Source organism: uncultured Catenibacterium sp., assembly GCF_900540665.1.
Taxonomy (GTDB): Bacteria; Bacillota_I; Bacilli_A; order Erysipelotrichales; family Coprobacillaceae; genus Catenibacterium.
Window position 1 is genome coordinate 1 of sequence record NZ_UQGV01000065.1, and the last position, 13,172, is coordinate 13,172.

Below are 13,172 nucleotides of genomic sequence, written 5' to 3' on the forward strand. Positions count from 1 at the left end.
AATTATCTAACATGATGAGGTCTATTTCTATCCACTATATTATTTGGCGCTTACTTTTGATCATAGATATCACATGCAATATCATTTTCAATATCTACAAAATTATATACTTTAGAATGACTTGGAACGACCATATAAGAGAAACGAGATTTTTCTTTTATTTCATTTACTTTTTTCTCTTTAAAATTCATCTGAGTAAGATATCCATAATCATTAAGATTAGATACCCCATAATAATAGTGATCATCTGCACTGACTGCATCAATGGCAGTTCCAGGCAAATGAAGCTTTTTCACTTCAGTAGAATTTCCTTTTATCTGAATAATATTTTGAGGATTCTTATGTCCTTGAAGACCGATATTATTGATATAAGCATAACCATTATTATAGCTTGTGGTATTGAATGATGTGCCTACTTGAGCCTCATCCAATTTTGTAGAAGCAACTTTTTTACCATCATCATTATAATATTTAATGACAGTATATTTTCTGGCAGATGAAGTTTCAATCACACCGAATGTATAATAGATATTTCTTTGTGATTGTGAGAATGAGCATCCTGTGAATAATAAAACTGTGGTAATTATCAAAATTGTTTTTTTCATTGTAATCACTTCTTATAAAGAATCATTGTTTTATCACTTGAGACAAATTCAAGAGGATGCACTGCTGCGCCATATTGACTAGTGTTTAAATCTACATTGTATTTATCTTTAAATCCAGCCCATATGAGTTGAGAACAGTAAAATTTTGATCTTGTATTTACGTCATAATACTTAATGTTATATGGTTTGCCTCTTTGTGAATAACACCAATCTGCAACTTTTTTTGCTTGATTTTCTGTTACATCTGTCACATAAAGTCCCCAGTATGTATTTTTGCTTTTATTCCAATCATTTTTACCGGTTACAACTTTATTGTATATCGCTTCAACAACTTTGCTCTGTGAATAGACTATAGCTGCATGACCAGTAGGAATCAGATTTTTATAAGCGTCTCCTGTAACTAGTATTCTGCCTTTTGTAGTAGGGTATCCCCATGTATAAACAGCTTGGCCATCAAGAGAACATGCATTAATTGATTTTTCTTTCTTCGCTATCTGATTGTAGATAATTTTTAATTCATCAGTGTTTTCGAATGCGTTTTTATTATAATTGTACGCATTTACACTTGTGATAGTAGAGAGGCTCACTCCTATAATCATAGTCAGTGAAGACAATGTTTCATAATAACCTATAAGATTTCCTTTCTTTTTTTATTTTTAATTATTAGATTCATTATGTTTGTATTACTAGTTAATGTAACCAATGGAATCTCCTCCTTTCATTAAGTAAACTTTAACTTCATAAATATGGTAGCATACAAAATTAAAGTACTCCATAATACTGATAAAAATTATAAAAAATATTAAATAAAAGTATGGTCAGTTTAAAATAAAATTATCTCAGGTTATCTTATTCATCAATAACAACATAACGATACTTATAATATGCTTTCTTAAGTCTATTATAATGTATACCTACAAAATAAAAGACTAGAAGTTAAATATAAGTAACCTCTAGTCTATATGTTTATTTAGTGAAGAGAAGAACAACACATTAATAGTCATAACTATTAATCGTTATTCACGAGCTAACCTTATGAATGTCTCAAGTCATAATGAATAACTTCTCTTCAATGATGTGATATCACTTTTTAGTTCTATAATACAAAAGGAACAAGATAAAATGGTCTAAACAATAAACTGTTGTCTTTGCCTATATCTTTTTGTGAAATCAAATATGATTTATTCACAATGTTGGAATACTTCCTGCAGAATTCTTTGATTGATTCATGCTTACCAATACCTGAAGATTTCACCTCAAATACATTGATTTTACTTCCATCTGATACTAGAAAATCAACCTCATAATAATGTGTACTTCCTTTTTTGTTCCAAGTATGATAATACAATTCTCTTCCTGATGCATCAATCATCTGAGCCATTAGATTTTCATACAAATAGCCAAGATTAATAGGCAACTTATCAGATAATAGTTTTGCATATATTTCATTTTCTGTTGCTGGGCGATCAATAAACATAAGTGTGACAAACAAACCAGTATCCGCAATATATAGCTTATAACTATCAAAATCTTTTGTATCTGCCAAGCTTACTTTTGGATCAGTTGTATTAAAACATGGTAGCACTGTCTTTGAATCAATCAATTCATACAACAATTCTTCACTTCTTACATTATTCTTCTTACCTATCGCAGTTGTTATGCGATATTTTTTTGTATCTTTTGCAAGCTGAGCAGGAATTGAATGATACATAGCTGATAATCTACCTGATGCATCAATCTTCTTAAAATCTTCTTCATACAGATTAATGATCTGTCTTTTGACCATATCTATTTCTGAAAAGTTTTTACCATCTACATAGGCTTCTACAGCTTGTGGCATTCCTCCAATAGCCATATATATTCTCAAATCTCTCATTAACTTACGATTTGTAGCCTGACCAATGGCTTTACCCATATTATATATATCTTTCAACAATCCATAATTACTACCCGTGGCAGTGCAGAACTCTTCATAGTCCATTGGGTAAATCTGAATCTTCATTTCCTCAGAAGGAATAAGAATATCCTTTACATTCTTCTTAATTGATATCAAAGATCCTGTTTCTAGATAACTATATCTACCATCTGCAACAAGATGTTTAATTGCTTGTCTTGCTTTAGGAAATAACTGTACTTCATCAAAAATAATAAGAGACTCATGTTCATATAATGTGATTCCTGTTTCAGCCTGCAATCTTAGAAAAAATATATTTAGGTTTCCTATATCATCAAAACATTCAAGAATATTATTTGTTGTCTTTGAAAAGTCTATCAAAATATATGACTTATACTCATTCTTCGCAAAATTTTCCGCAATAGTTGACTTACCAACACGTCTTGCCCCCTCTAATAGAACTGCATATCGATCTGAATAATTATGCTTCCATTCAAGTAGCTTATCATACGCCTTTCTCTTAAAAAACATAGAATACCTCCTCACTTTTTAAATATATATATAACTTTCTTCAATCTTATTATCTGCTAAAATGTGACTTTCTTCAATCTTTTATTCGCCGAAAATGTGACTTTCTTCAATCTTTATTTAGCCTAAAATGGTACTTTCTTCAAAGTAACGGTAATTATATTATATTTATTTACGTATAATCGAGTAGGAGAAAATAATTAAAATTATTTTCGTCCTCTCACACCACCGGGCAAGCCGTTCGGCACACGGCGGTTTAAATCTATACTGAAATATGTTTTAACTGATATTGGTCTGTCAATGATGGCAGACCTTTTCTATTTAGTAATCCATTTGTTATCACGGATAAAAGAAATGTACTCGCACATCTAGCGTATGATTTACGAGTATTCGACCAGGTTTTAGCTTGCCATTGGTAGGCTCCTAATTTCCTTAACTGTCTTTCTCTATTTTTGTTTGCTTTCCATTTCTTCCACAGATACATTCTGATTCTAAATCTTATCCATCTATCGATTTTTTGACATATCATTTTGAATTGTCCTATTCGATAGTAATTAACCCATCCTATAATAAGCTGTCTAAGTTTTGTGCATCTATACTCCCACGATACTGACCAGCTTCTTTTTGTAAGCTTCTTTAATTTATCTTTTAATTTATTGATTGACACTTGGTGGGGTTTTGCTTTCCATTGTCTATGGAATTCATCATAATAGAATCCAAAACCTAGATATTTGATATCATTTGGTTTGGATACTTTACTTTTAGTCATGTTGACTTTAAGACCGAGTTTATTCTCAATGTACTTGCTTATGTTAGCCATAACTCTATCGGCTGCTTTACTGCTTCCCACTAAAATGATGCAGTCATCAGCGTATCGTGTAAAGCGCAGTCCTCTTGCTTCAAGTTCTTTGGCAAGTTCATTGAGTATGATATTACTAAGAAGTGGACTTAGATTCCCACCTTATGTGGACAAAGATATTATGCCGAGTTAATTTAGATAACCCTTTAATAATTATACAATTTTCTTTATTTTCTCGGCATAATGCATCACACTTTAAATAGAATTATAGTTCTATTTCTATTTAAAGGAGCGTGATGATTATGAGATTAGAACTAATTTGTAGTGGATTAACAAAATTATTAGTAGATAATAACTATAGTCCAACCACCATAAACTTTTATAAAAGAGAATGGAAAAAACTAAATGATTTTCTTTTATCAGAATATGGGGATGATGTTTTTTCTATTGATAAAGGTTTAATCTTTTTAGAAAAAAATCATGGTATTGTTTCATCTTTTGAAGAATCCAAATTAAAAGATCAACAGTTGCAGTTGATTAGAACGATTCAAATCTTACAGGATTATAAGCTTCATGGTGTACTTACTAGACGATATCATGCATCTAAAAATCCAATCAGATTAGAGGGTGATTATTTAAATATTCATATTCGTTTTAATGATTATCTAGATCACACCGAGTTGTCGAAGTCCACCAAAAAGCATTATATTAAAATTTCTCTAATATTTCTTGACTATCTTAATCAAAAAGGAATAACCGATGTTAGTCACATTGATTTATCCATATGTAATGATTATATAAGAACTTTTACTGGTATGTCTTTTAAAACGATTGAACAACATATCTGTGGATTACGATATTTTTTAAGATATTTAAATAAAGAAAATGTACTAGAAAGTGATGTTGCTTCTCTTATTCATATGCCAGCTATATCAAAATCGACTAAGATACCATCGGTATGGACTGAAGATGAAATTAAAAAATTATTACAGGCTATTGATAGAAACAGTCCTATTGGAAAAAGGGATTACGCAATGATAGTGTTAGCTTGTATTTTAGGGTTACGTATTTCTGATATCAAGAACTTAACATTTGATAATTTTAACTGGGAAGAAAAAAAGCTGAGCATCATTCAACACAAGACAAAAAAGCCATTAACATTACCTATTCCTGATGCAGTTGGATGGGCAGTAATAGATTATATTAAGAATGGAAGACCTAAATATTACGAATCAAAATTTATATTTCTAAAGCATATACCGCCTTTTGATATGTTGAGTGATGAAAATCATTTGTCAGATAGAATATATTTCTATATGAAAAAGGCGAAAATCCCATTAAACAAAAACTGCCACAGGGGCTTTCATTCTCTAAGGCATACATCAGCTTCTATGCTTCTCGATGCAGGGGTTGAATTACCAGTTATCACATCAATTCTTGGACATTCTAGTACTGATATAACTTCTATTTATTTAAAGACAGATCTTGACAAGTTAAAAGAATGCGTTTTGGATTTGACGTTTGACGATGAGTACATTAATATTCGATAGCATTTTCAAAAATGAAATTCAAGATCTGATCAGTTTAAAGAGAGCCCAAGGATTTAAATACAAAACAGAAGAATTCGCATTAAAAAGAATAGATAAGTATCTTGCAGGTAAAAACATACAAGAAAAAGCAATTAATAAATCAGTAGTTGATGAATGGTGTCTAAAAAAAACGTATGAAACACAAGCAAATCAAAAAAGTAGAATATCAATTATGAGAGTACTATGCTCATATTTATTAGAATTAGGATTTGATGTATATGTTCCTCCAAAAAGATTGATAAGAAAACCCCAAAAATATAATGCACATATCTATACCGATGATGAATTAAGAAGATTTTTTGAAGCAGTTGATAAGAGTAAATCAGTTCCTTCTGAATGCCCGTATCGCCATATTATTATGCCTATATTTTTTAGAATACTATATACAAGTGGGTTGCGTGTATCTGAGCTAAGATTGGCTAAAATTGAGGACTTTCATTTGGATGAAGGCTACTTTATAGTTAAAAGCGGAAAGAATAATAAAGATAGAATAATTCCAATTCATCCTGTACTAGTAAAAAAATGTAAGGAATTGAAATCAACTATTCATATTGATTCTGATGAATCAGAATATTTCTTTATGAAATTGCCTGGCAAACCACTAACACTTCAGTGTGTATACAATAATTTCAGAAGATATCTTGATAAGGCCGGAATATCGCATAGCGGACATGGTCCACGAGTCCACGACTTTCGCCATACTTATTGTGTCAACTTATTAAAGAAATGGGTATATGAGAAAAAGAATCTATTGGTATATCTGCCATATATGAAAACAATGTTAGGTCATGAAAGTTTTGATGAAACAGCCTATTATCTTAAATTGACAGCCACACTTTTTCCGATGATTCAGTTAAAGCTTGAAAGTTCCTATCCTAATATAATTGAAACGATTGAAGAATATGACAGCAACTGATTTTGCGGTTCTCGTAACCAAGTTTTTAACTGAATATTTACCTCTTCATCGAAACTGTTCAAAAAATACTATAAACAGCTATAAAGATTCTTTGAAATTATTTATTCTTTTCCTAAGAGATAACAAAAGTATAAACATTAATAAATTTAAGATGCATCAGATTAATAGAGAACTTATTCTTGAATTTATTGAGTGGTTGGAAAATCGTGGGAATTCACCTGTTACTATCAATCATAGATTGGCAGGGATTAAATCATTTATAAATTTTGCACAGTATGAAAGTGTTGAAAATCTGGCTTATTTACAACCTGTCTTATCAGTTAAGTCATTAAAAACTACTACTAGACAAGTTGATTATCTAACTGAAGAACAAATGAATAAATTAATAAATCTTCCGCCTATAGATACATCTACAGGAATTAGACATCGTATCATCATGTGCTTATTATATGATACAGGTGCTAGAGTACAGGAGTTATGTAATTTAAAAATTGAAGATATCAATTTAGGTAATAATCCTACAGTTAAACTGCATGGTAAAGGTTCAAAAATACGCATAGTCCCTATTTCTAAGAATATGAATCAGATATTAGAAGTGTACATATCTAAATTTTTTTCAGATATTAAATTGAAAAATGAGTATTTGATTAAGAATAAGAATAATCAACAGATGAGTAGAGATGGGATAGAATATATAGTTCAGAAATATGCAACAATCTTAAAAAACAATGATTCTAGTTTTCCATCAAAAGTTCATCCCCATATGTTCAGACATAGTAAAGCAATGCACATGCTTGCAGTTGATATTCCTATTGTCTATATTCGAGATTTTCTGGGGCATGAAGATATTTCAACAACTATGATTTATGCAAGAGCAGATTCAAGAAAGAAAAATGAAGCCATAAATAATTTGGTACCGAAATTAATTGAAGAAAATTATGTTGATTGGAGTAAGGATCAAGATTTATTAGACTTCCTAAATAGCTTTAAATAACAATATTATGCCGAGAAAACAAAGAAAACCTTCTGATTATTAAAGGGTTATCTAAATTAACTCGGCATAATATCTTTGTCCACATAAGGTGGGTTATGCCGATATCGGCATAACCCACCTTGTGGTGTTCCGATAATTGACTCCTTATATTCTTTATCAACCATGATTCCACTGACAAGGAATTTTCTAATGAGCGATACAATCTCTCCGCTTTTCACATCCTTCATCACAAGACTAATCAGTTTATCATGGTTGACTGTATCAAAGAATTTCTCCAAATCAATATCAACAACCCATTGGAATCCATCATTCATGTATTCCAATGCTTTGATAATTGCCATTTCACAACATCTATTCGGCCTAAATCCAAAACTGTTATCACTGAATTTCGGTTCATAGATTGGTATAAGTACTTGTGCGATTGCTTGTTGTACAAACCTATCTAAGACTGTTGGTACTCCTAACTTTCTAACACCACCGTCAGGTTTTGGTATCTCTACTCTTTTTACCGGTTGTGGTTTATATGTTCTTTTACGTATCGATTCTTTGATTTCATCAAGATTTTCATCTAAATAATCCTTTAAATCCGATACTTCCATACCATCTATTCCACAAGCACCTCTGTTTCTTCTTACTTGGGCCAGTGCCAGACCAAGATTTTCTTCACTTAGCATCTTATCAAGTAATGTGTTATCAGTTTTCATAATTTCCGTTACCTCCATTTCTCTCGCTATCCATTATGCTCACTTCCCCTACATTCTTCTTTCGGGCTTCCTAGTGTATTTGTACTATCTCTGACGCTTACGCATAATGGAATCAATCCTAATTTTAATAACTGATAGATTTATTCGGCCCTTCGCTCCATTTCCATTACAGAAATTTCTTCACTACTACGACCTCTGCTGACTTCTTGTGATTCGCTGTTGCTAGGATAATTATCCCTCACAAGACCTCCCGGGATAAGGTCATATCTCTTTCTCTCCATATATCCGCCACATTTACATATAACAGTCCTATTCCGCAATCTCTTATGACTTCGTGTTGTTTTGCACACTCATCCCCGTTTATACGCCTTATATGTGATTCGTGTTCCTCGGACCAGAGTTTTGCCTCCATCTTCTTTCAGATTCTATCTCACGATAGACACCCTTGATTTTGGCTAGTGGTTGGCAGTTGCGGCATCGCCCCCACAGTGGACTTTCACCACCTAGATATATGCCATGCCCGGCATACAAAAAAGGGGGATAGCATCCGCTATCTCCCCATGACTATTCTTCATCAAATAAAACTAGATCATCAAATGTCTGTCTTCTTACTACCACTCTTGATTCACCTTCATAAGTGAATACTACAGCTGGTTTAGGTAACTGGTTGTAATTAGAAGACATAGAGTAGTTATATGCACCTGTAGAGAATACTGCAAAAATATCTCCTGGCATAATATTAGCAGTTACTGGAAGATCTTTAGTAATCATATCAGCACTTTCACAGATTTTACCTACAACTGTTACAGTCTTAGTTTTTGTTTCTCCTGCTTTATTTGCAACAATACCATCATATTTCGCATCATATAAAGGTGTACGGATATTATCAGACATACCACCATCAATAGAGACATAAGTACGTACATCAGGGATTTCTTTAATACATCCTACTGTATAAAGAGTAATACCTGCATTACCTACAACATAACGTCCTGGTTCAATCATAACAGCTGGACGTTCCCATCCATGACTATCATATTCATTATAAATAACCTTCATGATTTCTGATGTAATAGATTCAAAATCAAGTGGTTCATCCTGTTTAGTATAAGCAATACCATAACCACCACCAGCATTGATCTTACTTGTTACAACACCAAATGTATTATAGATTTCATTCACAAACTTCATGAACTGAAGCATTGCATTCACATAAGCGAATAAATCAAATACCTGAGAACCGATATGACAATGAATTCCTTCATATTCGATATTATCAGACTCTAAGATTCGCTGAATAGCTTTTAAATAGATACCATAATGAGAACTAAAGCCAAACTTAGTATCCTTATGACCAGTCATAATATAGTTATGACCACCAGCTTTAATACCAGGGACAATTCTTAAAGTTGCTTTTACTTTCTTACCTAGTTTACCTGCAATCTTTTCACAGTTTTCAATTTCATAAAAGTTATCTACTACGAAATGAGTCACATCATGACTTAATGCATATTCAATTTCTGAAGGAAGCTTATTGTTTCCATGGAAGTAGATCTTATCTGGATCAAATCCAGCACGTAATGCAATACTGATTTCTCCTGCAGATACGCAGTCAATTCCAATACCATATTCATTTGCAAGCTTATAGATTGCAAGACAGCTAAAAGACTTAGAAGCAAATAATGGAAGTGCCTTTTCATACTTATCCATGAACTTTGTCTTTAATTCATTCATCTGATGTCTAATATGACCTTCACTCATAACATAAAGTGGTGTGCCATACTGTTTTGCGAGATCAGATGCTTTAATACCATCTATATATAAATCATTGCCTTTTATATCAGCAAACTGTGTCTGTAATACCATACCATTCCCCTTAATATAATGTTTTTAAATCGAATAAACCTTTATCTTTATTCATTAATGCCTTTAATGCAGCAACAGCACCATTCGCAAATACTTCTTTAGAAAGAGCTGTATGCTTTACTTCTACGATTTCATCCTGTCCTGCAAACATGACTGTATGTTCACCAAAGATTGTCCCACCTCTTATAGATGAAATACCTACTTCATTTCTTTCTCTCTTACGATGAATAGAATGACGATCATATGTAGGTTCTAATGAATCATCTATCGCATTGTTGATGCCATCATATAACATCACTGCTGTACCTGATGGTGAATCAATCTTCTGATTATGATGTTTTTCCATGATTTCAATATCAAAATGATGTTCAAAGAATTCTTTCGCAAATTCACTCACCATCTTATTCATCATAGCCACACCATAAGAAGTGTTATAAGACTGGAAGAGGGCAATCTCATGAGAAGCTTCTTCAATCTTCTTTAAGTCTTCTGCACTAAAACCAGTTGTTGCGAATACCACTTTACACTTATTCTTTAATGCATAAGATAGAATACTATCTAGATTAGCAGGATGTGAGAAATCAATAATTGCATCAATATCATCCTGTACTTCATCTAATGACTTATATGCAGGTACTTCTGGCTGTACATCAAACACAGGAGATACAACACCAGCTAATTCTAAATCCGCATCATTCATCACTGCATGGGCTACTTTCTTACCCATTAAACCATAACCATATACTAATACTTTCATCTTAATAACCCTTGCTTTCAAATTCTTTCATTGCATCAAATAATAACTTCTTATTTTCTTCTGTAGTTGGAATTAAAGGCTGACGAAGCATATCACTTTCAATAACACCCATATGCTTTAAAGCAGCCTTAGGCATGATTGGGTTTACGTCAATAAATAAGTATTTAGATACATCATTTAAATCATAAGCCATCTTTCTAGCTAATTCTAAATCACCTTTTAATGCAGCCTGGGCAAACATTTCTGTTTCTCTTGGATAAAGGTTAGATAATACTGAAATAACACCTTTTCCTCCTGCTGCGATAAATGGAAGAATATTATCGTCACATCCAGAATATAAATCAAAGTCCATATCCTTAGTACGTGTTAATACTTCCATTGCATATGCAATATCATCTGTTGCATCCTTCATTGCAACGATATTAGGTACTTTTGCAAGTTCTACTACTGTATCTACACTGATCTTCATACCAGTTCTACCTGGTACATTATACATAATAAGTGGTAAATCACTTGCCGCAGCAACAGCCTTATAATGTTCAATTAAACCTCTCTGAGAAGTCTTATTGTAGTAAGGTGTTACAACTAAGTTTGCGTCAGCACCTGCTTCAGCATTGAACTTAGCCTTTCTAATAGCCTGTGCAGTATAGTTAGAACCTGCACCTGCAATAACCTTTACACCTGTACCCTTAGCCATTTCTACTGTAATCTTAGTAAGTTCAAATTCATCTTCAATATCAATAGTGGCAGGTTCACCAGTAGTACCATTGACAAGTAATGCTTTTACACCACCATCAATCATTCTCTGAACCTGTCTCTTATAACCTTCATAATCAATACTTCCATCTTCAAACATTGGTAATACCAATGCAACACCTGTTCCTTCAAAAATTGGTTCCATTTTATGCTAATTCCTCCTGAATTTTTTCTAATGCTTTCTTTAAATATTTCTTTTCTATAACATATGAAATAGATACTTCACTTGTTGTCACCTGAGCAAATGGGATCTGGTTATCACCTAGAACTTTAAATAACTTACTTGCAAAACCGACTTCATTTTCCATATGACCTTCTACAACAAGCTTACCTACATTCTTAGATGCAAATACACCAATACGTGGGTGATTTTTCTTAACTTCTTCAATAGCCTTGTTTAAAGCACTTTGTGCTTTTGCATCACATGTGAAATCAATACGCATTTCATCTTCTAGCATGACTGATGAGATCATATCGATGTTCACACCTTCACGACTAATTGTTTCAAACACATCAGCCACAAAAAGAGGATTCTTTTCAACATTCATTAACTTAACCTGAATAATGTCTTCTTCAATCTCTAATCTTGTAATCATACTGTTCATCTTCATCATCTCCATTTTTTTTATAAAAAAATATTGCAATGGGGCCATTGCAATATAATTAGTAGTCTTCATTATATTCAATAGCGCACCACAAATATTTTGTGACAGTGAATAAGATCTTCTCTTATCCCCCAGATAACAGTTCATATACAGTTCCCTGTCTCTTCGGCATTTGCTCCCCCTTCATTATCTGGCTGTATCCATTAATAACGAATTCTTAACGCATGCACCTCTATTTGTCACCATAATAACATATTATCACTCATAAAAAAAGTGATTTTCTTCTAAATAGTGCATATATTCTTTAATCCAGGGACTATCTATCGCATATCGCTGAAGCATTAATACAACTTCCTGTCCTTGGTACATGAAGCGCATCTCTGATTCAGCCCCTTTCTTTTTCACTTTAAAATCTGTCACAAAACGATAATCAAAAAAGTAAACACCCTCTAAAAACTTCAGATTATCATATTGCATGAAAGTAATACCAACACGTTCAAAACTTAATACATAGAATTCTGTTTTCTTGCTGACTATATGACCTAACCACATAGTAAGTGCTGTTTTCTTCCAATTCACCTGATACTTCGTATGTGCAAAGGCTACATTATTATGAAATGATATACCTGACAAACGCACATAATCTTCTAGCAGTTTTTCTCTATTATTCATGGATTTCTAAAGGCAATTGATCAGGATCTTTAAAAAATGTCATTTTCTTGCCAGTAAATGTGTCAAAACGAATCGGTTCTGTTTCAATACCTAATGCATTGAGTTCTTTTACAGTTTCTTCTACATCTTCTACCTTAAAAGCCAGATGTCTAAGACCTGCTGTTTCAGGGAAGGGGTGAAGTGGGGCATCAGCCTTAACGAATATTTCTAATTCCATATCTCCAAGTTGAAGATCTAACTTGATATCCTGTTTATCCTCTCTCTTATTTTCTCTAATAATATTAAAGCCTAATTTATTGACATAAAAGTCAATTGTTTGATCATAATCTTTTGTAATGATCGCAATATGATGTACTGTGTCTAATCTCATAAGAGCACCTCCTGTTACTATTATATCATTGACATCGTGAACTACCTCGACTTAATACTCCGTATTTGAAGTCAAGGCTTCTAGGATGCTTACGCATCCGTTTAAGAAGATTGATAT

At 32.6% G+C, this 13,172-nt stretch carries 14 protein-coding genes, 1 pseudogene and 1 riboswitch; of the genes and pseudogenes, 3 read left to right on the top strand and 12 right to left on the bottom strand.

Annotated elements, in window-relative coordinates:
- Positions 1-50 precede the first annotated feature (50 nt).
- The 5 genes and pseudogenes from QZQ55_RS08530 to QZQ55_RS08550 all read right to left on the bottom strand — a co-directional run.
- A complete protein-coding gene (locus QZQ55_RS08530; protein ID WP_295092332.1) occupies positions 51-605 on the bottom strand; it encodes a hypothetical protein in 555 nt (184 codons plus the stop codon).
- Positions 606-610: 5 nt separating this feature from the next.
- Entirely contained in the window at positions 611-1,204 is a 594-nt protein-coding gene (locus QZQ55_RS08535; protein ID WP_295092335.1) for a YiiX/YebB-like N1pC/P60 family cysteine hydrolase, read from the bottom strand.
- 497 nt (positions 1,205-1,701) lie between these two features.
- Positions 1,702-3,030 (bottom strand): ATP-binding protein, encoded by a 1,329-nt coding sequence (locus QZQ55_RS08540; protein WP_295092338.1) that lies wholly within the window; start codon positions 3,028-3,030, stop codon positions 1,702-1,704.
- A gap of 259 nt (positions 3,031-3,289) precedes the next feature.
- The gene (locus QZQ55_RS08545; protein ID WP_295092361.1) at positions 3,290-3,694 is read right to left on the bottom strand and encodes a group II intron maturase-specific domain-containing protein; all 405 of its coding nucleotides are present in this window, start codon (positions 3,692-3,694) and stop codon (positions 3,290-3,292) included.
- 60 nt (positions 3,695-3,754) lie between these two features.
- Positions 3,755-3,976: pseudogene (locus QZQ55_RS08550) on the bottom strand (reverse transcriptase domain-containing protein); the annotation flags it as partial.
- Positions 3,977-4,128: 152 nt separating this feature from the next.
- Between QZQ55_RS08550 and QZQ55_RS08555 the strand changes: the two are divergent.
- The 3 genes from QZQ55_RS08555 to QZQ55_RS08565 are packed head-to-tail and all read left to right on the top strand — an operon-like array spanning position 4,129 to position 7,325.
- Positions 4,129-5,376 (top strand): site-specific integrase, encoded by a 1,248-nt coding sequence (locus QZQ55_RS08555; protein WP_295092340.1) that lies wholly within the window; start codon positions 4,129-4,131, stop codon positions 5,374-5,376.
- Entirely contained in the window at positions 5,354-6,331 is a 978-nt protein-coding gene (locus QZQ55_RS08560) for a tyrosine-type recombinase/integrase (RefSeq protein ID WP_295092343.1), read from the top strand. Before QZQ55_RS08555 ends, QZQ55_RS08560 begins: the two co-directional genes overlap by 23 nt.
- On the top strand, positions 6,318-7,325 hold the full coding sequence (locus QZQ55_RS08565; RefSeq protein ID WP_295092346.1) for a site-specific integrase: 1,008 nt from the start codon (positions 6,318-6,320) through the stop codon (positions 7,323-7,325). The genes QZQ55_RS08560 and QZQ55_RS08565 overlap by 14 nt, the downstream gene beginning before the upstream one ends.
- A gap of 56 nt (positions 7,326-7,381) precedes the next feature.
- Here the strand turns inward: QZQ55_RS08565 and QZQ55_RS08570 are convergent, their stop codons facing one another.
- The 7 genes from QZQ55_RS08570 to QZQ55_RS08600 form a co-directional block, all read right to left on the bottom strand.
- A complete protein-coding gene (locus QZQ55_RS08570; protein WP_295092349.1) occupies positions 7,382-8,029 on the bottom strand; it encodes a reverse transcriptase domain-containing protein in 648 nt (215 codons plus the stop codon).
- Positions 8,030-8,593: 564 nt separating this feature from the next.
- Positions 8,594-9,895 (bottom strand): diaminopimelate decarboxylase, encoded by a 1,302-nt coding sequence (gene lysA, locus QZQ55_RS08575; protein WP_215656999.1) that lies wholly within the window; start codon positions 9,893-9,895, stop codon positions 8,594-8,596.
- Between the two features lie 10 nt (positions 9,896-9,905).
- Positions 9,906-10,652, bottom strand: coding sequence for a 4-hydroxy-tetrahydrodipicolinate reductase (gene dapB, locus QZQ55_RS08580; RefSeq protein WP_295092352.1), 747 nt, complete (start codon positions 10,650-10,652; stop codon positions 9,906-9,908).
- A 1-nt stretch (position 10,653) separates the two neighbouring features.
- Positions 10,654-11,553 carry a 4-hydroxy-tetrahydrodipicolinate synthase gene (gene dapA / locus QZQ55_RS08585; protein WP_270468299.1) on the bottom strand — a complete coding sequence of 300 codons (900 nt, stop codon included), beginning with the start codon at positions 11,551-11,553 and terminating at the stop codon, positions 10,654-10,656.
- A 1-nt stretch (position 11,554) separates the two neighbouring features.
- Positions 11,555-12,013 carry an ACT domain-containing protein gene (locus QZQ55_RS08590; RefSeq protein ID WP_055232969.1) on the bottom strand — a complete coding sequence of 153 codons (459 nt, stop codon included), beginning with the start codon at positions 12,011-12,013 and terminating at the stop codon, positions 11,555-11,557.
- Positions 12,014-12,086: 73 nt separating this feature from the next.
- Positions 12,087-12,256: riboswitch (Lysine riboswitch) on the bottom strand.
- A gap of 15 nt (positions 12,257-12,271) precedes the next feature.
- Positions 12,272-12,685, bottom strand: coding sequence for a hypothetical protein (locus QZQ55_RS08595; protein WP_295092355.1), 414 nt, complete (start codon positions 12,683-12,685; stop codon positions 12,272-12,274).
- The gene (locus QZQ55_RS08600) at positions 12,678-13,055 is read right to left on the bottom strand and encodes a VOC family protein (protein ID WP_295092358.1); all 378 of its coding nucleotides are present in this window, start codon (positions 13,053-13,055) and stop codon (positions 12,678-12,680) included. Before QZQ55_RS08600 ends, QZQ55_RS08595 begins: the two co-directional genes overlap by 8 nt.
- Between the last annotated feature and the right edge of the window lie 117 nt (positions 13,056-13,172).